At 72.4% G+C, this 22,685-nt stretch carries 24 protein-coding genes; 12 read left to right on the plus strand and 12 right to left on the minus strand.

From position 1 onward, the window contains the following. Positions 1-186: 186 nt before the first annotated feature. Positions 187-1,473, minus strand: coding sequence for an MFS transporter (locus ACIP2X_RS15005; protein WP_401672401.1), 1,287 nt, complete (start codon positions 1,471-1,473; stop codon positions 187-189). Positions 1,474-1,536: 63 nt separating this feature from the next. Here ACIP2X_RS15005 and ACIP2X_RS15010 point away from each other — a divergent pair, with 63 nt between their 5' ends. Beyond that, positions 1,537-2,490 (plus strand): LysR family transcriptional regulator, encoded by a 954-nt coding sequence (locus ACIP2X_RS15010; RefSeq protein ID WP_401672404.1) that lies wholly within the window; start codon positions 1,537-1,539, stop codon positions 2,488-2,490. A 105-nt stretch (positions 2,491-2,595) separates the two neighbouring features. Here ACIP2X_RS15010 and ACIP2X_RS15015 read toward each other — a convergent pair whose 3' ends face one another. Next, positions 2,596-3,357, minus strand: a complete 762-nt coding sequence (locus ACIP2X_RS15015) for an alpha/beta hydrolase (RefSeq protein ID WP_401672407.1) — start codon at positions 3,355-3,357, stop codon at positions 2,596-2,598. A 113-nt stretch (positions 3,358-3,470) separates the two neighbouring features. On the opposite strand from ACIP2X_RS15015, the gene ACIP2X_RS15020 reads away from it, so the two are divergent. Then, positions 3,471-4,628 carry an adenosine deaminase gene (locus tag ACIP2X_RS15020; RefSeq protein WP_401672409.1) on the plus strand — a complete coding sequence of 386 codons (1,158 nt, stop codon included), beginning with the start codon at positions 3,471-3,473 and terminating at the stop codon, positions 4,626-4,628. A 156-nt stretch (positions 4,629-4,784) separates the two neighbouring features. Then, on the plus strand, positions 4,785-5,141 hold the full coding sequence (locus ACIP2X_RS15025; RefSeq protein ID WP_401672411.1) for an ATP-binding protein: 357 nt from the start codon (positions 4,785-4,787) through the stop codon (positions 5,139-5,141). A gap of 93 nt (positions 5,142-5,234) precedes the next feature. On the opposite strand, the gene ACIP2X_RS15030 is transcribed toward ACIP2X_RS15025, so the two are convergent. The 5 genes from ACIP2X_RS15030 to afsQ1 form a co-directional block, all read right to left on the minus strand. After that, a complete protein-coding gene (locus ACIP2X_RS15030; protein ID WP_401672413.1) occupies positions 5,235-5,438 on the minus strand; it encodes a PspC domain-containing protein in 204 nt (67 codons plus the stop codon). 79 nt (positions 5,439-5,517) lie between these two features. Then, entirely contained in the window at positions 5,518-6,120 is a 603-nt protein-coding gene (locus ACIP2X_RS15035) for a VanZ family protein (RefSeq protein ID WP_401672415.1), read from the minus strand. Positions 6,121-6,201: 81 nt separating this feature from the next. Continuing rightward, positions 6,202-6,804 (minus strand): hypothetical protein, encoded by a 603-nt coding sequence (locus tag ACIP2X_RS15040; protein ID WP_401672418.1) that lies wholly within the window; start codon positions 6,802-6,804, stop codon positions 6,202-6,204. 14 nt (positions 6,805-6,818) lie between these two features. Beyond that, positions 6,819-8,384: an ATP-binding protein gene (locus tag ACIP2X_RS15045; RefSeq protein WP_401672421.1), complete on the minus strand. Its 1,566-nt coding sequence runs from the start codon at positions 8,382-8,384 to the stop codon at positions 6,819-6,821. Then, entirely contained in the window at positions 8,381-9,058 is a 678-nt protein-coding gene (gene afsQ1, locus ACIP2X_RS15050; protein WP_365460417.1) for a two-component system response regulator AfsQ1, read from the minus strand. Before afsQ1 ends, ACIP2X_RS15045 begins: the two co-directional genes overlap by 4 nt. Before the next feature lie 240 nt (positions 9,059-9,298). Between afsQ1 and ACIP2X_RS15055 the strand changes: the two genes are divergently transcribed. Next, the gene (locus tag ACIP2X_RS15055; RefSeq protein ID WP_401672425.1) at positions 9,299-10,042 is read left to right on the plus strand and encodes a SigE family RNA polymerase sigma factor; all 744 of its coding nucleotides are present in this window, start codon (positions 9,299-9,301) and stop codon (positions 10,040-10,042) included. 172 nt (positions 10,043-10,214) lie between these two features. On the opposite strand, the gene ACIP2X_RS15060 is transcribed toward ACIP2X_RS15055, so the two are convergent. Continuing rightward, the gene (locus ACIP2X_RS15060; RefSeq protein ID WP_401672427.1) at positions 10,215-10,850 is read right to left on the minus strand and encodes a uridine kinase; all 636 of its coding nucleotides are present in this window, start codon (positions 10,848-10,850) and stop codon (positions 10,215-10,217) included. 333 nt (positions 10,851-11,183) lie between these two features. On the opposite strand from ACIP2X_RS15060, the gene ACIP2X_RS15065 reads away from it, so the two are divergent. Together ACIP2X_RS15065 and ACIP2X_RS15070 are read left to right on the plus strand one after the other, a co-directional pair. Further along, complete coding sequence (locus tag ACIP2X_RS15065) at positions 11,184-12,548, plus strand: FAD-binding oxidoreductase (protein WP_401672429.1); 1,365 nt, start codon at positions 11,184-11,186, stop codon at positions 12,546-12,548. Between the two features lie 116 nt (positions 12,549-12,664). Beyond that, a complete protein-coding gene (locus ACIP2X_RS15070) occupies positions 12,665-13,066 on the plus strand; it encodes a hypothetical protein (protein ID WP_401672432.1) in 402 nt (133 codons plus the stop codon). 81 nt (positions 13,067-13,147) lie between these two features. Here the strand turns inward: ACIP2X_RS15070 and ACIP2X_RS15075 are convergent, their stop codons facing one another. Further along, on the minus strand, positions 13,148-13,450 hold the full coding sequence (locus tag ACIP2X_RS15075) for a helix-turn-helix domain-containing protein (protein WP_401672435.1): 303 nt from the start codon (positions 13,448-13,450) through the stop codon (positions 13,148-13,150). After that, positions 13,450-13,947 (minus strand): DUF2975 domain-containing protein, encoded by a 498-nt coding sequence (locus ACIP2X_RS15080; protein WP_401672438.1) that lies wholly within the window; start codon positions 13,945-13,947, stop codon positions 13,450-13,452. The genes ACIP2X_RS15075 and ACIP2X_RS15080 overlap by 1 nt, the downstream gene beginning before the upstream one ends. A gap of 130 nt (positions 13,948-14,077) precedes the next feature. On the opposite strand from ACIP2X_RS15080, the gene ACIP2X_RS15085 reads away from it, so the two are divergent. Beyond that, complete coding sequence (locus ACIP2X_RS15085; RefSeq protein ID WP_401672441.1) at positions 14,078-14,683, plus strand: class I SAM-dependent methyltransferase; 606 nt, start codon at positions 14,078-14,080, stop codon at positions 14,681-14,683. 730 nt (positions 14,684-15,413) lie between these two features. On the opposite strand, the gene ACIP2X_RS15090 is transcribed toward ACIP2X_RS15085, so the two are convergent. Then, positions 15,414-16,088: a PH domain-containing protein gene (locus ACIP2X_RS15090; RefSeq protein ID WP_401672443.1), complete on the minus strand. Its 675-nt coding sequence runs from the start codon at positions 16,086-16,088 to the stop codon at positions 15,414-15,416. Between the two features lie 215 nt (positions 16,089-16,303). On the opposite strand from ACIP2X_RS15090, the gene deoC reads away from it, so the two are divergent. Genes deoC through ACIP2X_RS15105 form a run of 3 tightly spaced genes read left to right on the plus strand, consistent with a single transcriptional unit; the run spans position 16,304 to position 19,576 of the window. After that, positions 16,304-17,254 (plus strand): deoxyribose-phosphate aldolase, encoded by a 951-nt coding sequence (gene deoC, locus ACIP2X_RS15095; RefSeq protein ID WP_401672445.1) that lies wholly within the window; start codon positions 16,304-16,306, stop codon positions 17,252-17,254. Between the two features lie 5 nt (positions 17,255-17,259). Next, a complete protein-coding gene (locus ACIP2X_RS15100; RefSeq protein WP_401672448.1) occupies positions 17,260-18,696 on the plus strand; it encodes an aldehyde dehydrogenase family protein in 1,437 nt (478 codons plus the stop codon). Beyond that, positions 18,689-19,576, plus strand: a complete 888-nt coding sequence (locus tag ACIP2X_RS15105) for an aldehyde dehydrogenase family protein (protein WP_401672450.1) — start codon at positions 18,689-18,691, stop codon at positions 19,574-19,576. The genes ACIP2X_RS15100 and ACIP2X_RS15105 overlap by 8 nt, the downstream gene beginning before the upstream one ends. 168 nt (positions 19,577-19,744) lie before the next feature. Here ACIP2X_RS15105 and ACIP2X_RS15110 read toward each other — a convergent pair whose 3' ends face one another. Next, a complete protein-coding gene (locus ACIP2X_RS15110; RefSeq protein ID WP_401672453.1) occupies positions 19,745-20,503 on the minus strand; it encodes a DUF5707 domain-containing protein in 759 nt (252 codons plus the stop codon). Positions 20,504-21,120: 617 nt separating this feature from the next. Here ACIP2X_RS15110 and ACIP2X_RS15115 point away from each other — a divergent pair. Together ACIP2X_RS15115 and pstC are read left to right on the plus strand one after the other, a co-directional pair. Further along, the gene (locus ACIP2X_RS15115) at positions 21,121-21,402 is read left to right on the plus strand and encodes a hypothetical protein (RefSeq protein WP_401672456.1); all 282 of its coding nucleotides are present in this window, start codon (positions 21,121-21,123) and stop codon (positions 21,400-21,402) included. 289 nt (positions 21,403-21,691) lie between these two features. Beyond that, entirely contained in the window at positions 21,692-22,681 is a 990-nt protein-coding gene (gene pstC / locus ACIP2X_RS15120) for a phosphate ABC transporter permease subunit PstC (protein WP_401672458.1), read from the plus strand. Positions 22,682-22,685 lie beyond the last annotated feature (4 nt).

The following is a 22,685-nucleotide window of genomic DNA, read 5'->3' on the forward strand; positions in this document are numbered from 1 at the left end:
CGTGGCCCCCAAGCGGGGGGGGGCGGCGCGGCCCCCCCCCCCCCCCCCCCCCCCCCCCCCCCCCCCCCCCCCCCCCCCCCCCGACGACACGACCACCCGCCCCCCGACGAGACCCGCACCCCCCCGCGCGACCGCACCCCGGCACCACCCGCACCCGCCGCGCGACGGCAACCCGCACCGAACGCGCTACGCAGCCACCCGCGTCGCAGCCACCCGAGCCGCCCGTGTCCCCAGCAGCGTGATCCCGACAACCCCCAGCACCGCCAGCAGCCCCACGCCCACGGTCCCGCTCCAGCCCCCCGCGTGAAAGGCCATCGCCCCCAGCGTGCTCCCCGCGCTGGAACCGACGTAGTACGCCGACTGGTACAGCGCGGACGCCTGCGCCCGCCCGTGCGTCGCCGTCTTGCTGACCGCCGACGACGCCACCGCGTGCCCCGTGAAGAAGCCCGCCGTGATCAGCACCAGCCCCAGCAGCACCAGCACCAGCGAGTCCGCCAAGGACAGCACCAGCCCCACCGCGGTGGTACCACCGCCCAGATACAGCGCCCCCCTGCGCCCGAGCCGCCCCACCATCCGACCCGCCGTGGACGCGGAGACCGTCCCCACCAGGTAGACCAGGAAGATCGAGCCGACCACACCCTGCGGCAGCCCGAACGGCGCCTCCGTCAGCCGGTACCCGATCACCGTGTACACCCCGCCGAACACCGTCATGAACAGCGCGCCGATCGCGTACAGCCGCCGCAGCAGCGGATTGCCCAGATGCTCACGCACCGTCCCCACCAGCACCCGCGGCCGCACCGACGCCGCCGAGAAGTGCCGCGGCGCCGGCAGCAGCACCCGGAACGCCACCGCGCACCCCACCGCCAGCACCCCGAGCGCACCGACGGCCACCCGCCAGCCCCACTCCTGCGCGACCCACCCGGTGATGACCCGCCCGCTCATCCCCCCGACGCTGTTGCCCGCGACGAACAGCCCGATCGCCGTGACCAGCGCCTTGGGCCGGACCTCCTCCGCCAGATAGGCCGTAGCCACCGCCGGCACCCCCGCCAGCGCGGCCCCCTGCACCGCCCGCAACGCCACCAGCGTGGTCAGCGATCCGGCGAACGGCACCAGCAGCGCCACGCCCACCGCGACCGCCAGCGACAGCGTCATGACCGTGCGGCGTCCGAACCGCTCGGACAGCGCGCTCATCGGGATCACGAACAGCGCCAGACCACCCGTCGCCGCCGCCACGGTCCAGCTCGCCTCGCTCGCGCTCACCCCGAGGTCCCCCGAGATCAGGGGGAGCAGGGCCTGGGTGGAGTACAGCAGCGCGAAGGTCGCCACTCCCGCGAGGAAGAGGGCGAGACTCATCCGGCGGTAGCCGGGCCCGCCCGGGACCATGCGCGATTCGGCGGGGGAGGCGGAAGGAGCGGAGGGAGCGGAAGGGGCGGCGTCCACGAGGGTGGACGCCCCGGTACTGGCGGGAGTCATGCTTCGAAGCTACGTACGCTCCCGCTCATCCGTCCAATGCATGGAATCGTCATAATCGTTCCCATGGTGCATCAACAGAGCTCACGGCCGCGGCTGTCACCAAGCAGTGACACAGAAGACATCGTCACACTCCTCGCCCCGCGCCTCGCGCACTTCGCCGGCGTCGCCCGCACCGAGCACGTCACCCGGGCCGCCCAGGAGATGAACGTCCCCCAGTCCACCCTCTCCCGCGCCATGGTCCGCCTCGAACAGGACCTCGGCGTCGACCTGTTCGCCCGCCGCGGCCGCACCGTCTCCCTGACCGCCGCGGGCCGCACGTTCCTCGCCTCCGTGGACCGCGCCCTCGCCGAGATCGAGCGAGCCGCCGACGAGGTGCGCGCCGACGCCGACGCCACCACCGGAAAGGTCGCGTTCGGCTTCCTGCACACCATGGGCGCCGAGACCGTCCCCGGCCTGCTGCACGCCTTCCGCGCGGACCACCCCCGGGTCCGCTTCAGCCTCGTCCAGAACTACGGCGAGGCCATGCTCGAACGCCTGCGCACGGGTGAACTGGACCTCTGCCTGACCTCACCGGTCCCCGACGCCCCCGACCTGGTGGCCCGCCGGCTCGACGAGCAGAAGCTCCGCCTCGTCGTCCCCGCCGAGCACCGCCTGGCCACCCGCCGGCGCATCCGCCTCGCCGAGGCGGCGGAGGAGAACTTCGTGACCCTGGAACCGGGCTACGGCCTGCGCCGCATCACCGACGACCTCTGCCGGGAGGCCGGCTTCAAGCCGCGGGTCGCCTTCGAGGGCGAGGAGGCGGAGACCCTGCGCGGCCTCGTGGCCGCCGGCCTGGGTGTGGCGCTCCTGCCGCCCCCGGCGGTGGCCCGCCCGGGCGTGGTGGAGCTGACGGTCACGGCACCGCGCGCGGCCCGCGAGATCGGCGTGGCCTGGCTGGAGGGCCACCCGGACACACCCCCGGTGGCGGCCTTCAAGAAGTTCCTCCTCTCCAGAAGAGGCAACCTGCTCCCGACCTGACCGGGGGGCCCACGACGCCGTGGCGCCACCGCCTCACCGGCGGTCACCGCCTCACCCGCTGCCACCGCCTCACCGGCGGTCACCGCCTCACCGACGGTCACCGCCTCACCGACGCAGGGACCGCCCGAACCCCGCGGCCAGCGGCATCCGCAGCCCGAGCGGCGGCGGCGCGGCCAGCGCGTCCTCCACCGGCCGTGAGAACCCCCTCCCGAAGAGCACCCCCATCACGAAGTCCTCGGCCAGGGCGAGCACTTCGTCGCGGTACTGGTGCAACCCGTGCCGGTCCGCGTGCACTTCGAACCGGCACACGTCCCGGTTGGCCTTCTTCGCCCGCGCCGCGTACCGGAACGACAGCTCGGGATCGGTGCGCTGGTCGTTGGTGCCGTGCACGATCAGCACCCGCCGCCCCACCAGCTGCTTCACCGGTTCGGGTGAGGCCGCCACATCGTCCTCGGGCAGCCAGGGAGCAAGGGACAGCACGGAGTTGACGGCCTCGTGGCCGCCCGCGTGCAGCGCCGCCCGCCCGCCCATGTCGATCCCGGCCAGGCAGACCGGGACGTCGCCGTAGCGCCGGACGGCCTCGTCGGCGGCCCAGGAGGCGTCCCGGGCCAGATGCGCGTCGCTGCCGTTCCACCCCCGGTAGCGGTAGTGCACCACGTGCGCGGCCAGCCCCTCGGCCCGTCCCGCACGTGCCAGCCTGCGCCCCAACCCCCGTACGGACGCGGACGCGAGCAGGGGGGAGGGCCTGCGGGCGGAGCTCGCCTCACCGCCGGGGAGCAGCAGCACCACTGCGCTCACCGCCGTCGGTTCCGGACCGAACGCCCGTCCCAGCCGGGCCGTACGAACCGGCGTCGCTTGCTGTGCCATGACAGAACAGTGTCAGAAGCACCGGTGTACGCCACCCGTCCGCACGGTCACCGTTACGTATCGACGGAAACGTACACCCGGCGATCTACGCGCGTAGGAGTTAGAGTGCGAAAATGACGAGCCAGACTGACCGGATGGGGCACACCCCGAGCCCGGACCAGATCCGCCGGGCACCCAAGGTTCTGCTGCACGACCACCTCGACGGGGGGCTGCGTCCCGGCACCGTCGTCGACCTCGCCCGCGACAGCGGCTACTCCCAACTCCCCGACACGGACCCCGGCAAGCTCGGCCTGTGGTTCCGCGAGGCCGCCGACTCCGGGTCGCTGGAGCGGTATCTGGAGACCTTCTCGCACACGGTCGGCGTCATGCAGACCCGTGAGGCCCTGGTCCGGGTCGCCGCCGAGTGCGCGGAGGACCTCGCGCAGGACGGGGTCGTCTACGCCGAGGTGCGCTACGCCCCCGAGCAGCACCTGGAGGGCGGGCTCACCCTCGAAGAGGTCGTCGAGGCCGTCAACGAGGGCTTCCGGGAAGGGGAGCGGATCGCCCGCGAGAGCGGCCACCGTATCCGCGTGGGCGCGCTGCTCACCGCGATGCGGCACGCGGCCCGCGCCCTGGAGATCGCCGAACTGGCCAACCGCTACCGGGACATGGGTGTCGTCGGCTTCGACATCGCGGGCGCCGAGGCCGGCTACCCGCCCACCCGGCACCTGGACGCGTTCGAGTACCTCAAGCGCGAGAACAACCACTTCACCATCCACGCCGGCGAGGCCTTCGGGCTGCCGTCCATCTGGCAGGCCCTGCAGTGGTGCGGCGCCGACCGGCTCGGGCACGGGGTGCGGATCATCGACGACATCGAGGTCGCCGAGGACGGCACCGTGCGGCTCGGCAGGCTCGCCTCCTACGTCCGGGACAAGCGCATCCCGTTGGAGCTCTGCCCGAGCTCCAACCTCCAGACCGGCGCCGCCTCCTCGTACGCCGAGCATCCGATCGGCCTGCTGCGGCGGCTGCACTTCCGGGCCACCGTGAACACGGACAACCGGCTGATGTCGCACACCAGCATGAGCCGGGAATTCGAGCACCTTGTCGACGCGTTCGGTTACACGCTCGACGACATGCAGTGGTTCTCGGTCAATGCTATGAAGTCAGCATTCATTCCTTTCGATGAACGACTCGCCATGATCAATGACGTGATCAAGCCCGGGTATGCCGAGCTGAAGTCCGAATGGCTGTTCCAGCAGACCGCCTCCACCAGGGACTCCACGGCTTCCTAGGGCTCGGCGGGGAGCGGGAATGCGGGCGGGCGTTCACATTCCGTCCGCATTTCGATGTTTGCGGCGGGTACCCCGGGGTGTTTACGTTCTTGGACGCCCCCCTGATCCGTCATCCCGCTTATCCCATTTTCAAGCCAGTCAAGGACGCAATTCACCATGAAGCAGTCTGCTGCCAAGACCCTCGGTGTCGCCGCCCTCGGTGCCGCCTTCGCCGCCGCCGGTGCGGGCGCCGCCCACGCCGCCCCGGCCACCCTGCCCGACGCGGGCCAGGCGCTGGACACGGTCGCGAGGACACTGCCGGCCGAGAACCTCAACCAGGCGGTGCCCGGGTCCTCCGCGGCGCTCGCCCAGGGGCAGACCGCGCTCGGCGTCGGGCTGGCGGCGGCCCAGCCGGCCGCCGAGTCGGTGCTGGCCGAGGGTCCCACCGGCCCCGCCGCGAAGCTGCTCGGCGGCCTGCCGGTGCAGGGTCTGCCCACCCACGGCACCCCGGTGAACGGCATCCCGCTGGGCTGAGCCACTCCGCTCGGACGTGCCGATGGGGCGCACCCTGATAAGGGTTGCGCCCCATCGACACGTGCCCCTGAGGGAGGGCAGATCAGGTGGCTGTCACCAGGCCGTGCGGGCGCCCTTGCCGTCCGCGGGCAGCAGGATCCACAGCGCGAGGTAGAGCAGGAACTGGGGGCCGGGCAGCAAGCAGGAAATCAGAAAGATCACCCGCATCGTGGTCGCGGAGGTGCCGAAGCGCCGTGCCAGCGCTGCGCACACTCCGCCGATCATCCGACCACTGGTGGGGCGGGCAAGGCGGCTCATCAGGACTCCTTCGTCGTCACGGCTCGATCGCGGTGCGTCTTCCCGGGGCTTCTTCCGCCTGCCCCGTCTGACAACAACGCTACGGTGACGAAGGGGGCAAAGCGTCGCTCCATGGGGCGATACCGACCCTGGGAATCGTCGGGGTACGACCCTGAGACGCCTCCTCCCTGGGTTCTTCCCTGGGAGGGGCCGGCGGGGCTGCCCGGTGCCGGTCGTGAGCCCTGCGGCGCACCCAGGAGCGGCCCGCCGGGACGAGGGCGACATGGGCGAGGGCGACGCCCGCGGTGTTCAGCAGCACGGAGTCCACGTCGACGACCTGGCCCGGCACCCCGGTCTGGAGCAGCTCTATGCCGAGCGAGATCAGTGCCCCGGCGGTGACCGTGCGCAGCAGCGAGCCCAGTGGCGAGACCCGCACCCTGCCGCCGGCCAGGGGCAGCAGCACACCCAGCGGCGCGAGCAGCGCCAGCGCGCCCCCGATGCCGCGCGCCGCCGCCGGCCAGCCCAGCGCGAGGTCGGCGCGGATACCGGCGAGCGGACGCAGATTGGCGGGCATCACCCAGGGCACGTCCAGCGGACGCAGCGTGTACCAGGCGACGAGGGCGAGGTGCGCGGCGAGGAGGACACCCCCCGTCACGCGCATGTGGATCGCGGCGCTGCCGCCCCTGGAGCCTTGACGCTGCACGCCCCCCAAGACGCGGCCTCCGGCGCGATCGGTTCCGGGCCGGGCCCCCCTGCCCGGGTGAGGCATGCGCCACACCCGGGGTCAGCCGCCCGTGACCTGCGCCGACGGCGGATCCACCTCGCCCGGACGGGCGCGCAGGTCGTCCGTGCACTCGTAGCGGCGGGGCGGCGCGGTACCGGGGCCGCCGAGGATCACCGAGCCGTCCCCCTCGGCCGCGGCCGAGTCGGAGAACGTGCAGACGATCTGCGCGAGCGCGTAGGAGGTGAGGTCGTCGGGGGCGACGGACAGCCGCAAGGTGTCCTCCGGATCCCGCGGGGCGGGCCCGCCGACCGTCGTACCCGCGCGTACGTCCGTCGAGTAGCCGGCCTGCTTCTCGGCCGCCGGCGGCGTCCTCGCGAGTTCGTCCAGCAGGCCCTGCGCCACCAGCACCCGGCGCGCGGAGTCCTCCGCGCCCTCGGGGACCCGCACGGCACGGTCCACCGTCAGCAGCGACGAGCCGCAGAGCAGGAAGACCCGCACCGGCATCCCCGCCGAGGACCGCGTGGCGAGGTCCGCACCGGCGAGCGAACAGTGCGCCCGCGAGGGCGCCGCGCCGAAGTCCGTCGGCACCTCGGTGGCCCGGATGCCGCAGCCGGCGAGCAGCGCGGCGAACACGGGCACGACCAGGAGACGAGCGTTGCGCACGCGTCCCCCCTTCCTCACGTGTCGTCCTTCTCCGAGCGCTTCTCCTCCGCCGCCCGCACCACGTCCGACCCGTCCCGTGGCAGCCTGAGCGTGAACACCGCACCGCCCTCCGGCGAGTTGGCGGCGGTGATGTCACCGCCGTGGATGTGGGCGTTCTCCAGGGCGATGGACAGGCCGAGGCCGCTGCCCTCGGAGCGGGGACGGGACGCGCTGGCCTTGTAGAAGCGGTCGAAGACGTGCGGCAGGACGTCCGCCGGGATGCCGGGACCGTGGTCGCGGACCTGGATGACGACCTCGCTGTCCTCCTCGCGCACGGCCACCCGCACCGGCGAACCGCCGTGCTTGAGCGCGTTGCCGATGAGGTTGGCGAGTATGACGTCCAGTCGGCGCGGATCCAGGCGGGCGTGGATGCCCCGCGCCGCGTCCAGCTCGACCGCGTCCAGCCAGGCGCGGGCGTCGATGCACGCGGTGATCTGGTCGGCCACGTCGACGTCGTCGAGGACCAGCCGGGCGGTGCCCGCGTCGAAGCGGGTGACCTCCATCAGGTTCTCGACCAGGTCGTTTAGCCGCCGGGTCTCGCTCACCACCAGCCGTACCGCGGGCTCGATCATCGGGTCGAGGCTGCCGCTCTCGGACTCCAGCTCCTCCTCCAGCACCTCCGTCACGGCGGTGATGGCGGTGAGCGGTGTGCGCAGCTCGTGGCTCATGTCCGCCACGAACCGCCGGGAGGCGTTGTCCCGCGCGGCCATGTCCGCCACACGCTTCTCCAGCGCCTCGGCGGCCTTGTTGAACGTCCGTGAGAGATCGGCCAGTTCATCGGTCCCCGAGACCCTGAGACGGGTGTCCAGCTTGCCCTCCCCGAGCCGCAGCGCGGCGACGCCGAGCCGGTGCACGGGCTTCAGCACGGTCGTGGCGGCGGCCTGCGCGAGCAGCGCCGAGCCGATCAGCGCGAGGCCGGTGGCGATGCCGAGCGACCAGGCCAACGAGTTGAGGTCCTTCGCCTCCGGCTCCAGCGACTTGACCAAGTAGCCGGTCGGCCCACCGCCGATCACCCGGGTGCCGGCCACCAGATACGGCGTGCCGCCGTCCACGATCCGCTGCCAGTACAGGTGGTACGGCGACTTGTTGTGCGCGGTGAGCGGCTGTTCCTTGTTCACCGCCGTGCGCAGCGACTTCGGTACGTCGGCCAGCGCGAAGCCGTCGTTCAGGCCGCCGGAACTGCCGTAGACCGGACGGCCGGCCGCGTCCTCGGCGACCAGCAGCACGCTGAAGCGCTGGCTGCTGCTGGCCATCTGACCGGCGGTGCGCTGGAGTTCGTCCTGGCTCGGATGGGCGGGCAGGGCGCCCGCGCGGTTCTGCATCTCCTGCTCGAAGTCGCGCAGCACCGCGTCCTGGGTGCGGGTGAGCACGGCCTCGCGGTTGAGCCAGTAGGCGATCCCGGACGCGGACACCGCGGCCGTCAGCGCCACCAGCCCGAACACGACGACCAGCCGCAGCCGCAGACTGGTGAAGCGCAGCGTCGACAGAGCTCCCTTGCGTGCCGCGGCCCAGCCGCGCAGCCCCTTGTGCGCGTCGGTCACTGAGGCGGATCCAGCCGGTAGCCGACACCCCGCACGGTACGGATCAGGGTCGGCGAGGACGGCACGTCCTCGACCTTGGCGCGCAGCCGCTGGACGCAGGCGTCCACGAGCCGGGAGTCGCCGAGGTAGTCGTGCTCCCACACCAGCCGCAGCAACTGCTGCCGGGACAGCGCCTGACCGGGCCGTCGGCTCAGTTCGAGCAGCAGCCGCAGCTCGGTCGGGGTCAGCTGGAGGTCCTCGCCGTTCTTCGTGACGGTCATCGCGGCGCGGTCGATGACGAGGCTGCCGAAGGCCGCCGCGTCGTTCGCCTCCCGCTCGCCGCGCCGCAGCACGGCACGGATGCGCGCGTCCAGCACCCGGCCCTGCACCGGCTTGACGACATAGTCGTCGGCGCCGGACTCCAGCCCGACGACCACGTCGATGTCGTCGCTGCGAGCGGTCAGCAGGATGATCGGCAGCTGGTCGGTGCGCCGGATGCGCCGGCACACCTCGAACCCGTCGATGCCGGGCAGCATCACATCCAGCACGATCAGATCCGGCCGCTGCTCACGCAGCAGCTTCAGACCGTCCTCACCACTGGCAGCGGTCGCCACGCGGTGTCCCTGGCGCGTCAGTGAGAGCTCCAGGGCCGTGCGGATGGCGTCGTCGTCCTCGATCAGCAACAGGGAAGGCACGGGCTCATTCTGGCCCATGGTGGGCCGGCGTTTCGACACTCGGGCGGCTGCGTAGCCGTACCGTTCTCCTCCGTGACGGTGCCTGGTGTCGCGCGACGGACGCGCGGGCCGGCCCCTGTGACACGTCTGTGACAGTCGGGGGACACGGCGATGATGTCGGCTCGGCAAGCTTTTCGGCACAGGCAAGGAAGCAGGACGAGCAGGGCCGGACACCGGCAAGTACACGACGGGGGGCGCGAGATGAACACGCTGCACGGCATCAGCACCAGCGCAGTGGTCACGCGTCTGCACGACGTGCAGTCGGGCCGGGGGGCAGAGAAGTCCGGTGCTGTGAGCGGGCGGGGGTGCGCTCGCGGCACCGGGCGTCAGCACACCGCCTACATGACGGTGGTGGACGGTTTCACGGGGGAACCGCACGGGGGAGCCGCGTACGGGGAGGAGCCGGGGGAGCGTCGTTCGCTGACCGAGGCGGAGTTCACCGCCTACGTCCAGGAACGCCGCGCCTCCCTGTACGCGACCGCCTACCACCTGACCGGGGACCGCTTCGAGGCCGAGGACCTGCTGCAGAGCGCGCTGTTCTCGACGTACCGGGCATGGGACCGGATCAGTGACAAGGCCGCGGTCGGCGGATACCTCCGCCGCACCATGACCAACCTGCACATCAGCGCCTGGCGGCGCCGCAAGCTCAACGAGTACCCGACCGAGGAACTGCCGGAGACGGCCGGCGACACGGACGCGATGCGCGGCACCGAGCTGCGCGCGGTCCTGTGGCAGGCGCTGGCCCGGCTGCCCGAACTCCAGCGCACCATGCTGGTCCTGCGCTACTACGAGGGCCGCACGGACCCGGAGATCGCGGAGATCCTCGACATCAGTGTCGGCACGGTGAAGTCCAGCATCTGGCGCTCGCTGCGCCGGCTGCGCGAGGACGAGGTCCTCAGCTTCGGCCGTGACGAGCAGCACGCCTTCGGGGAGCTCGTCGCCTGAAGGCAGGGCCCCAGGGGGAGTACGGGGGAGTACGGGGCCCAGGGGGGGAGCACGGGGGAAGCAGGACGGGGGAAATCGGGGGAGGTACGGGGGAACACGGGGGAGCGGGGCTGGAGGGCCGGGGGGTCCGTCCAGTCCCGCCTTCGTGTGCCGGGGCCCGGCGTCCGGGAGGCTACGCGGCCGTACGGGCCGTGGTGCAGCGGCCGGCCGCGGCGGCGGCCAGGCGGCCCATCGCCTCGTCCCGGTCGCAGGCGTACGCCCCGAGCGCGGTCTGCCGGGCGACGATGGAACGCTCCGCGCGCATCAGGCGCCAGCCGCGGCGCAGCAGGAACGGGACCGACTTGCGCCCCTCCTTCAGGTCGCGCGCGAAGCGGCGCCGGAAGGTGCGCACCGGGCCGCGGCTCAGGCACAGGGCGTCGGCCAGCACGCCCAGTTCACGGCAGCGGGTGACGACCTCGGCGGCGAAGACGCCCTCCGCGATGAACAGCGGGGTCCGCCCGATGTCGAGGGTCTCGGCGCCGGTGCGGGCGCTGAGCGAGATGTCGTAGACGGGAATGTCCGTACGGCCCGAGCGGCACAGGTCCGCGATCGCGGCGACGGCGGCGTCCGCGTCCCACGAGGCCGGGTGGTCCCAGTCGATGTCGGAACTCCCGGCGACCTGCGGCAGCGTCGGGTCGGTGCCCTCCTTGTAGAAGTCGTCGAGCCGCAGCACCGGCAGGCCGGAACGGGCGGAGAGGAGCGACTTGCCGGAGCCGGACGGGCCGCACAGCAGCACGACCCTGGTGGGTATGGGCGGATGGGAACCCAATGTGTCGTCCTTCTCACCGGCGGTCTCGGGGGCCGGCGCGGGTGGGGTCCCGCCCGCGCGCATCCCGTCATTATCCCTGCCGCCGTCCGGCCCCGGGAGCGGGTGTCGGGCGGCGACCGGATCGGTGTCCGGTGCTGCGGCGGGTTCGGGGGGCCGGTGTGATCCTGCCGTGGCCCGGGCGGACGTTTCGCGCCGTACGCGCGCACGCGGGGCGAGGAGCCCCTGTCCGGAGCGGTCGCTTCGTAGGATGCGAGGTCGGCGGGCGGGTGCGCCGCCTCGCCCGCGCGTCCGACGTACGCCGTACGCCGTACGACGAGGAGGAGTGCCGGCCCCGTGGATACCGATCGTCTCGCCCAGCAGTTGTCCGCCGTTGTCGGACCGGCCCAGGTGCTCGCCGACCCGGCCCTGCGCGCCTCGTACGAGACCGACTTCACCGGCCGCTACCGGGGCCGGGCCCGTCTGGTGGTGCGGCCCGCCGACACCGCACAGGTGGCCGAGGTGCTGCGGCGGTGTCGGGCGGGCGGCGTGCCGGTCGTGCCGCAGGGCGGCAACACCGGGCTGGTCGGCGGATCGGTGCCCACGCCGGACGGCGGCGAGGTCGTGCTGTCGCTGCGCCGGCTGGACGGCATCGGGGAGGTCGACATGAGCGTGGGCCGGGTGACGGTGGGCGCCGGGGTGGTGCTGTCGGACCTGCGCCGTCATGTCGCCGCCCACGGGCTGGAGTTCGGCGTCGACCTCGCCGCCCGGGACTCCGCGACGCTCGGCGGGATGATCGCGACCAACGCGGGCGGCGAGCGGGTCGTACGCCACGGCACCACTCGTGCCAACGTGGCCGGGCTGGAGGCCGTGCTGGCGGACGGGACCGTGCTGGACCGGCTGGCCGGGCTGCCCAAGGACAACGCGGGGTACGACCTGACCGGCCTGCTGGTCGGCAGCGAGGGGACGTTGGCCGTGGTGACGCGGGCCCGGCTGCGCCTGGTGCCGCGGCTGCCCGAGCGGGTGAGCGCGCTCGTGGGGCTCGACTCGCTGGAGGCGGCGCTGGCGCTGGTGGCGCGGTTGCGGGTGCTGGAGTCGCTGGAACTGGCGGAGTTCTTCATGGCCGAGGGACTGGCGCTGGTGCTGGAGAAGAGCGGGCTGCCCGCGCCGTTCCGTACCGCGTACCCGGTGTATCTGCTCGTGGAGTGCGCCGGGAGGCGCGATCCGGCCGAGGAGTTGGCCGGCGTGCTGGACGAGGCGGGACCGGCGGAGACGGCGGTCGCGCTCGCGGACGCCGACCGGCGGCGGCTGGCCGCCTACCGGGAGCGGCACACCGAGTCGATCAACGCGGCGGGCGTGCCGCTGAAGCTGGACGTGACGGTGCCGTCGGCCGAGGTGCCCGGCTTCGTCGCCGATCTGCCCGGGGTGCTGGCGGGGCGTGGCCGGCCGTATCTCTTCGGGCATTTGGCGGAGGGGAACCTGCACGTCAACCTGCTGGACGTGGCGGACGAGGACGAGGACGCGGTGACCGGCGCGGTGCTCGGGCGGGTGGCGGCCGTCGGCGGCAGCATCAGCGCGGAGCACGGGGTGGGCCGGGCCAAGGCCCGCTATCTGCACCTGAGCAGGTCGCCGGCGGAGATCGCCGTGATGCGGTCGCTGAAGGCGGCACTGGATCCGACGGGCGTGCTGAATCCGGGGGCGGTGCTGCCGCGCGAGGGGTAGGGCCAGGGATTCCCGAACTTCCTTGCTCGTGGGTCGCTGATTGAAGCGCACACGGCTTCTCAACTACCCTCGGTTGCGAACTGCTTACTCAGTGCGATCAAGAGGTGGCACCAACCATGGCTCGAAACGACTCCTCCTACAGGCCCACCACCCGGCACGCCCTTGCCGTGCTCGCGACGGCGGGAGCGGCCCTGGGTGCGTCAGTGGCGCCGGCCGCGGCGGACACCGAGTCGGTCCTGGGCATGGTGCACACCCGCCCCACCTCCCTCGGCAACGTCGACCCCGAGGCCGGTGCCGCGGCCCTCACCGGCTCGGTCCGCTATGTGGCGGGTCCCGTCGCGGGCCTCAAGCCCAACCCCCTCGCGGGCACCGGTGTCGACCCGCTCGACAACGGCGTCGGCACCCAGCTCGCCGACTTCAAGCCCATGACGTCCAAGACCGTCACGGGTCCCTTGGCGCAGGCCGAGTCGTTCGACGCGGTGCCGGTGGTGGGGCTGGCGACGGGGCTGCTGACCTGAGTCGTCAGGGGCCGCCGTGCGACGAAGGGCCGCGTTCCCCGAGGGGGCGCGGCCCTTGGTGTGCCGGATCGCCGTCGGCTCTCACCGGCTCCCCGGCGGAGAGGGCCTAGTCCGCGGGGAGGATTCCCCGTCGGTCCGCGCCCCGGTCGCCGCGGGCTCGCGGTCCGCCTGCGCGGCCTCCTCCGCCTCCCAGCGCAACAGGTCGCCCGGCTGGCACTCCAGCACCTCGCACAGCGCGGCGAGGGTGGCGAACCGTACGGCCTTGGCGCGACCGTTCTTGAGCACCGCCAGGTTGGCCGGAGTGATCCCGACGCGCTCGGCGAGTTCGCCCACGGACATCTTCCGCCTGGCGAGCATCACGTCGATGTCGACGGCGATCGGCACTAGATCACCCCCTGCAACTCGGCCTCCAGCCGCGCCGCCTCGACGTCCCGGGCGACCGCCTGCGCGAGCAGCATCCGCAGCACGAGCACGATGAGCGCGACGCCCAGCGCGGCCACGACGACCCCGCCCACCAGCAGGACGACGCCCGGCGCCACGGCCTCACCCGGCGCGAGCATGTACCCGAACGCGCTCAACAGGACGGCGGCCGCGGCGATGGCCCAGAGCACGACGTCCACGTGGTGGAAGGCGGCGTGCGAGAACACGGTGCCCCTGCGGACCATGGTCACCAGCCGCCACACGCAGACGAGGACGACCTGCACGGTGACCACGCCGAGCACCAGCACGACGAGGAACGCCGCCCGCGGATACGCCAACTCCGAGGTGCCCTCCTCCAGATCGGCCCCGATCAGCGGCACCATCACGGCCTGCACGAACACGGACCCGGCCAGCAACACCACCAGTACGCCGCGCAGGGCGAGCGTCGTCATCTGCCCCATGGCCTCTCCCTCTCTCGACTCACGATAAGAATCTATCGATTCTCGATAGGTAGGGCAAGTCGTGTTCAAGGATCCGACGCACCCCGCTTCCCCGCATGCGGCGGTCAGGGGCCCGTGTTTGGATGCGGGGGTGCAGAGCATCGTCGGACAGCTCCTCGCCACCTGCTTCGGCCGGCCCAGGGGACCGCTCGGCCGTCTCGGCGGCCATCTCATGGCCCGCGGCAACGCCGCGACCGAACGCCATGCCGTGGCCCTCGCCGCGCCCGCCGAGCAGGACGTCGTCCTCGTCCTCGGCCCAGGCCCCGGCGTCGGTCTCACGGCCGCCGCCGAACGCTCGGCCCACGTCATCGGGATCGAACCCTCCGACGTCATGCTCGCCATGTCCCGCCGCCGCTGCGCACCGCTGATCCGGCGGGGGCGGTTGCGCCTCAGTCCGGGCACCGCCGCGCGCACCGGACAGCCGGACGCCTCCGTCGACGTCGTGATCTCCGTCAACAACCTCCAGCTCTGGCCCGACGTCCCCGCCGCCCTGGCCGAGCTCCACCGCGTGCTGCGCCCCGGCGGGCAGCTCCTGCTGTCCGCCCACGAGCGGTGGCTCCCCACCGGCCTGTCCGCCCTCGCGGCAGCCGTGCACGCGGCAGGCTTCGACACGGTACGCACCTGGACCTGGCGCCCTCCGGCCCGCACGGCCCCGGCAGCCTCCCAGCTGACCGCGACGCGAATCCCGCACACCTGAGGTCGGCTGCGCCGGGGCCCGCGCCGCGGGTTCGTCGGCTTCCGTGGCGGGGTCGTGGGCGCTGGTCTGTCATCCGGCCCGGCGTAGCGGGTTCTGCTTGCGCTGGGCGGGGGCGCCCGCGGCCGTGGGCGGGCCGCCCGCCGTGCGCGGATGCCGGCCTCCGGCCGTGGGCGTGGCCGGCCGATCGCCGGATGACGGCTGTGTCGGGGTCCGCGCCGCGTCGGCAGCCGGGCTTACGCGGCGGGGGTGTGGGCGCGGGGGTCTGCGGCCCGGCGTCGCGGGTTCTGCTGAGCGAAGGGCGCCCGACGTACCTAGGCGGGTCGGCCCGCCGTGCGCGGATGCCGGCCTCCGGCCATGGGTGTGGCCGGCCGATCGCCGGATGGCGCCTGTGCCGGTGTCCGCCGTCGCGGGTTCGTCGGCGTCCGGGCTTCCGTGGCGGGGGGCGCGGGTCTGCGGCCCGGCGTAGCGGGTTCTGCTTGCGCTGGGCGGGTAGTGCCCGGCGGCCGTGGGCGGGCCGCCCGCCGTGCGCGGATGCCGGCCTCCGGCCATGGGTGTGGCCGGCCGATCGCCGGATGGCTGTGCCGGGGTTCGTCGGCATCCGGGCTTCCGACGCGGGGGCGTGGGCGCGGGTCTGCGGCCCGGCGTCGCGGGTTCTGCTGAGCGGGGGCCCGGTGTACGTGGGCGGGTCGGCTCGTCGTGCGTGGGTGCCGGCCTCCGGTGAAGGGGGTGGTTAGCCGATCGCCAGCAGGATCGCGAGCAGCACCGCTCCGGCCACCGCCGGTGCGATGAGCTCGTACGCCCAGCGGACGGTCACCTCGCCCTGGGCCGACCTCGCCTTCTCGCGGGCCTCCAGCGTCTGGCGAAGGTCGTGGATGATCTGGTCGCTCTCGGCGCGGACCGGGCCGTCCTGGACGTCGACGTCCGACAGCCCGCCGAGGCCACGGCCGCGGCCCTTGCCGCCGCCGGACGCCTGCGCCGTGCGCCGCGCCTCCTTGCGGGCGGCCTTGCCGCGGGCGCGCAGGGAGACGGGTATGGCCCACAGCTGGTACCTGTCGCCCGCCTTGCTGACCACCTCGTTGGTGTACCCGGCGCGCAGCGAGGCGACCTCGCCCCAGGGCAGCACGATCAGGCGGAACGGGTTGCGCACGCGCAGCCGGTCCTCACCGGCGTACACGGCGGGCCGCACGGTGAAGGCGACGACCAGCGGCACCAGGAGGAGGAGCGTGGCCAGTGCCAGCCACGGTGTACTGCCCTCGCCCGCGATGATCGCGTCCACGCCCAGCCACCCGGCGAGGCCGAGCACCAGGACGCCGCCGACCAGAGCCATCGGCGACCGGTAGATCCGGTCCCGGGTCGTGGGGCGCGAGGGCTGCGGCGCGGGTGACTGCTGGTCCGGGGTCGTCATGCCTCCGATTCTGCCGCATCCCCCCACCACCCCGCCGATCGCCCGTCTCCCCTGGGCGCGGAGCCCCCGGCCCCGCCGGGAACGCCCCCAGACACACCACGCCCGCCGCCACCGGGCCACGCCCCGGGGTGCCAGGCCGACCGTGTCGTCGCCCGCCGGCCCACTTCGGGGGGCTGTACAGCCGCTACGCGCGTAGATATGCTCGTCTGGTGACCATGCCCACCACTGCACACTCCCTCTCGGACGCGGCGGCCTCCGACAGCACGCTGCGCCGCTTCCTGCACGGGCTGCCCGGCGTCGACGCGGTCGGCCTGGAGGCGCGCGCCGCCTCCCTCGGCACCCGTTCCATCAAGACCACCGCGAAGGCCTACGCCATCGACCTCGCCATCTCGATGGTCGACCTGACGACGCTGGAAGGCGCGGACACCCCGGGCAAGGTCCGGGCGCTCGGTGCCAAGGCGGTCCACCCGGACCCGACGGACCGGACGACCCCGGCGACCGCGGCCGTCTGCGTCTACCCCGACATGGTGGCCACCGCCAAGCAGGCCGTCGCCGGTTCCTCCGTCAAGGTCGCCTCGGTCGCCACCGCCTTCCCGGCCGGCCGCGCCGCGCTCTCCGTGAAGCTGGCCGACGTGCGTGACGCCGTGGCCGCGGGCGCCGACGAGATCGACATGGTCATCGACCGGGGCGCCTTCCTCGCGGGCCGGTACATGAAGGTGTACGACGAGATCGTCGCCGTGAAGGAGGCCTGCGGCACCGCGGCCCGGCTGAAGGTCATCTTCGAGACCGGCGAGCTCTCGACGTACGACAACATCCGCCGTGCCAGCTGGCTCGGCATGCTGGCCGGGGCCGACTTCATCAAGACCTCGACCGGCAAGGTCGCCGTCAACGCCACCCCCGCGAACACGCTGCTCATGCTGGAGGCCGTGCGCGACTTCCGGGCCCAGACCGGCGTCCAGGTCGGCGTGAAGCCGGCCGGCGGCATCCGCACCTCCAAGGACGCCGTCAAGTTCCTCGTCCTGGTCAACGAGACCGCAGGCGAGGACTGGCTGGACAACCACTGGTTCCGCTTCGGCGCCTCCTCGCTTCTGAACGACCTGCTGATGCAGCGCCAGAAGCTGGCCACCGGCCGCTACTCCGGCCCCGACTACGTGACGGTGGACTGATCACCATGGCTTCCGTGTTCGAGTACGCACCCGCGCCCGAGTCCCGCTCGGTCGTCGACATCGCCCCCTCCTACGGCCTGTTCATCGACGGCGAGTTCGCCGAGGCGGCCGACGGCAAGGTCTTCAAGACGGTCTCCCCGGCCACCGAGGAGGTCCTCTCCGAGGTCGCCCAGGCCGGCGAGGCGGACGTCGACCGTGCCGTGCGGGCCGCGCGCAAGGCCTTCGAGAAGTGGTCGGCGCTGCCCGGCGCCGAGCGCGCCAAGTACCTGTTCCGCATCGCCCGCATCATCCAGGAGCGCTCCCGCGAGCTGGCCGTCCTGGAGACCCTGGACAACGGCAAGCCGATCCGGGAGACCCGGGACGCCGACCTGCCGCTCGTGGCCGCGCACTTCTTCTACTACGCGGGCTGGGCCGACAAGCTCGGCCACGCCGGCTTCGGACCGTCCCCGCGGCCGCTGGGCGTCGCGGGCCAGGTCATCCCGTGGAACTTCCCGCTGCTGATGCTGGCCTGGAAGATCGCCCCGGCGCTCGCGACCGGCAACACGGTGGTGCTGAAGCCCGCCGAGACGACCCCGCTGTCCGCCCTGTTCTTCGCCGACATCTGCCGCCAGGCCGGCCTGCCGAAGGGTGTCGTCAACATCCTCCCGGGCTACGGTGACGCGGGTGCCGCGCTCGTCGCGCACCCGGACGTGAACAAGGTCGCCTTCACCGGCTCCACCGCCGTCGGCAAGGAGATCGCCCGCACCGTCGCCGGCACGAGCAAGAAGCTCACCCTCGAACTGGGCGGCAAGGGCGCCAACATCGTCTTCGACGACGCCCCGATCGACCAGGCCGTCGAGGGCATCGTCACGGGCATCTTCTTCAACCAGGGCCAGGTCTGCTGCGCGGGCAGCCGGCTGCTGGTGCAGGAGTCGATCCAGGACGAACTGCTGGACTCGCTGAAGCGCCGCCTGTCGACGCTGCGCCTGGGCGACCCGCTTGACAAGAACACGGACATCGGCGCGATCAACTCCGCCGAGCAGCTGGCGCGGATCACCGCGCTCGCCGACCAGGGCGAGGCGGAGGGCGCCGAGCGCTGGTCCCCGTCCTGCGAACTGCCCTCCTCGGGCTACTGGTTCGCCCCGACGCTGTTCACCAACGTCACCCAGGCGCACACGGTCGCCCGCGACGAGATCTTCGGCCCGGTCCTGTCGGTGCTGACGTTCCGTACGCCGGACGAGGCCGTGGCCAAGGCCAACAACACTCCGTACGGACTGTCGGCGGGCATCTGGACGGAGAAGGGTTCCCGCATCCTGGCGGTCGCGAACAAGCTGCGCGCGGGCGTCGTCTGGTCCAACACGTTCAACAAGTTCGACCCGACCTCGCCGTTCGGCGGCTACAAGGAGTCGGGCTTCGGCCGCGAGGGCGGCCGCCACGGCCTGGAGGCGTACCTCGATGTCTGAGCGACTTTCTGTCCTGAAGACCTACAAGCTGTACGTCGGCGGGAAGTTCCCGCGTTCCGAGAGCGGCCGGGTGTACGAGGTGTCGGACTCCAAGGGCAAGTGGCTGGCCAACGCGCCGCAGTCCTCCCGCAAGGACGCCCGTGACGCGGTCGTCGCCGCCCGCAAGGCGTTCGGCGCCTGGTCCGGGGCGACGGCGTACAACCGGGGCCAGGTCCTCTACCGCGTGGCGGAGATGCTGGAGGGCCGCAGGAACCAGTTCGTCCACGAGGTCGCGGACGCCGAGGGACTGTCGAAGTCCAAGGCCGCCGAGCAGGTCGACGCGACGATCGACCGCTGGGTCTGGTACGCGGGCTGGACCGACAAGATCGCCCAGGTGGTGGGCGGCGGCAACCCGGTGGCGGGCCCCTTCTTCAACCTGTCCTCTCCGGAGCCGACGGGTGTGGTGGCGGTCCTCGCCCCGCAGGCGTCGTCGTTCCTGGGGCTGGTCTCCGTGGTCGCCCCGGTCGTCGCGACCGGCAACACGGCCGTCGTGATCGCGTCCGAGAAGGCCCCGCTGCCCGCCCTGTCCCTGGGTGAGGTGCTGGCCACCTCCGACGTCCCCGGCGGCGTGGTCAACGTCCTGTCCGGCCGCACGGCGGAGATCGCGGCGCCGCTGGCCGCGCACCAGGACGTCAACGCCATCGACCTCGCGGGCGCCGACGAGGTGCTGGCGAAGGAGCTGGAGATCGCCGCCGCGGACAACCTCAAGCGCGTGCTGCGTCCACAGCCTGTGGACGACTGGTTCGCCGCTCCGGGGACCGACCGCATGACGGCCTTCCTGGAGACCAAGACGGTCTGGCACCCGACGGGTTCGCTCGGGGCGTCGGGGTCGGCGTACTGATCGCAGGCGCCCGTGGCGTGAGTCCGTCGGGCGGTCTTGACAGGCGTGCGCGCCCACCGCGTGCGCCCGATCGCCGTCCCGGCCGACGCGATGCCTGGGCCTGACGGCGCCGGTCCGCCCACGTGGGCGGACCGGCGCCGTTTGTTTGCGCGAGCCGAGTGCTCGGGGTCAGCGCACGTCGACGAAGTCGCCCGCGGACACCGCGGCCGCCGTGCCGGACGTGCCGGCGTAGGACCAGCGGTAGGTGCCGTCGTTGTACGCGCGCACGCTCGTGGACAGCGAGCCGTCGGCACCCGTCAGAACCGTCTTCACGGTCTTGAACTCCCGGCAGCCCTCGGGGCGGAACTGGAGCTTCACGGCCTGGCCGGCGCCGGCGGCCACGTTCGTCCCGGCGGTCCATCCGGCGTGCTGCACGCCGCCCTTGACGGTGAGCGGCTTGCCCCGCTTGACCGGCTCGGGGGTGGCGTCGGCGGTGACCTGCGTCTGGCGCAGCATCGTGAAGGAGGCGGCGGCGTCGACGAAGTGGGCGTCGCTGTCGGGGGCGATCGCGTAGGCGCTGACCTTCCAGGTGCCGGCCTGCGCGTCGTCCGCCGGGGCGGTGCCCGGGGTGAGCGGGAAGGTCAGGGTGCAGGTGCTGGTCGTGTCGGCGGTCGGGCCGCAGGCCGCGGTCGAGGACACGGCGGCGTCCGGGGCGTCGATCGAGCCGTGGTACAGGGTGGCGTTGATCTGCTCCAGACCGGACGGGTCGGTGGCGGTGACCTCGACGGTCACGGTTCTCGCGGTCGTACCGACGACGACGGGCTTGCCGTCGTTGACGACGACTCCGGTGACCTCGGTGTCGCCGAACTGCTCGTCCGCGTGGGCTGCCGGAACGGAGAGGGCGGACAGGGCGACGACGCCGCACGCAGCGGCGACAGCAGAGCTCATGCGCATGCGAATTCCCCAATGTGAATGCCGCGGCCCGTCCAAAACCCCCCGGCGGGCCCGAATTGACGTGTGCAGCGTACTCATTCCGTGGAGATTTAGGAACGTTTTCGTGGAGGTAATTCACGGAGGTGCCGATGCGCGGACCTATTTCCCTGCGAAGTAATGCGCGCGGAATATCCGGTGGATTGATTCCATGGAAAACCGACGGGGAAATTCGGTCCGAATTTCAGCGGACCTGGCGCCCACCTACGCGTACCGCCCCGCCGTGCCGCGGGCGACCCGGCGGGGTGCCGGCGGCCGGACAGGGTGTCCGTCCCGCCTGACGGGGGCCGTCGGTCGCACTCATGAACGAGGGGCAACATTCGCATGAAGCATGTCGAATGCACTTACCGACGGCGATCGCGTATCACTCCCGCCTCACTAACCTGCGTGTGCCGCGCCGTCGACGAACCAGCGTCGGCTCGTGCGGCTTCCTGATGTCGGGAACAGGGGAAACGCAGGGGTGGGGATGGATGGCGGGAAGAAAGGGCGGCGCTGCTGTACCCGGCACGCGCTGTCAAATAGACATAGGGGCGGACGGAACCTACTCGTGGCGTCTGACGGCCACGAACGGACGGGTGATCGCCATGGCGGCGGTCACCTACGAGGGCTACGACGAGTGCCGAGCGGCGTTCGAGCGGCTGTGTGCCGAGGTCGCGCATTTACCGGGCGCGGTGCACCACACGTCGGAGGGGAGCGGCTGGGTCTGGCGGCTTCGGGACCGGGCCGGCGGCGCCGTGGCCGTCTCGTCACGCGCCTATGAGCGGCACTCGACGTGCCAGGCCGCCTACGAGCGCTTTCGGGCGCTGCTCACCGAGATCGGGTCGGGCGGAGCGATTCCGTGGGACGACGCGGAGTGAGTGTGCCGAGCAGATGACGACGCGAGAGAGCGTCGGCTGAGCAGACGAGGACGACGCCGGGCCGACGGCTCGGCGCGCACGCAACGGGGCCCGGGCCCGCCGCACCGGCGGGCCCGGGCCCCGACGCGTGTTCCCGGGCCCGTACCCCGTACGCGTTCCGTCGTCGCCGCGTTCACGTCAACCCCCGAAGTTGCCCCTCGGGGTTGCCTAGTTCACATGGGTGTGCGCGGGCGTCCACCGTTTCTCTGGAGCGTCAACACATGTGACGACGCTAAGAGATGAGCGACCAGTGGTCCCGGCGGACGACCCGCGAAGACGCCTCCACGTCGACCCGGGCGTGCCCGACCGGGTCTTCCGCGGGGTGCTGCGCGGCGGCGGCTCCCTGGTGCTCGCGATCATGCTGCTCGTCGGCGGCTTCCTCACCTACCGGGCCTGGCAGGCGCTGGAGGTCGCGCAGTGGGACTTCATCACCACCGAGGCGTGGGAGCCGGAAGGCCGTAACTTCGGCATCGCCGCGGTGCTGGTCGGCACGATCCTGATCGCCCTCGTCGCCATCGTCTTCGCGGTCCCGCTCGCGCTCGGTACGGCGCTGTACATCTCCGAGTACGCGCCGGCGCGGATCAAACAGACGCTCATCAGCGTCGTCGACCTGATGGCCGCCGTGCCGTCGGTGGTCTACGGCCTGTGGGGCCTGTTCTTCTTCCAGGGGCACGTCGTCACGGTGTCGCGCTGGATCTCCACGTACTTCGGCTGGATCCCGGTCTTCAAGGTCGACGGCGCCGACCCGACCGACCCCCTCGCCACCGCGACCGTCTTCACGTCGTCCACGTTCATCGCGGGCATGGTGGTGTCCCTGATGGTCGCGCCGATCATCTGCTCGGTGATGCGGGAGGTGTTCTCGCAGGCCCCGGTCGGCGAGCGGGAGGGCGCCTACGCGCTCGGCGCCAACCGCTGGGGCATGATCCGCAGCGTCGTACTGCCCTTCGGCAAGGGCGGAATGATCGGCGGCACCATGCTGGGCCTCGGCCGGGCGCTCGGCGAGACCATCGCCGTATACCTGATCATCTCGCCGGTCTTCCAGATCCAGCCGCACATCCTGCAGAACGGCACCAACTCCGTCTCCTCCCTCATCGCCCTGCGCTACGGCGAGGCGACCGAGTTCGGCATGTCCGCGCTGATGGCCGCCGGCCTCGCGCTCTTCCTGATGACCCTCGTCGTGAACTTCGCCGCGTCCTCGATCGTCGCCCGCAGCCGTTCCGGCGCGACGAGCGACACCTGAGGAG

Origin of the sequence: Streptomyces sp. NPDC089424 (assembly GCF_044749345.1) — a bacterium.
Taxonomy (GTDB): Bacteria; Actinomycetota; Actinomycetes; order Streptomycetales; family Streptomycetaceae; genus Streptomyces.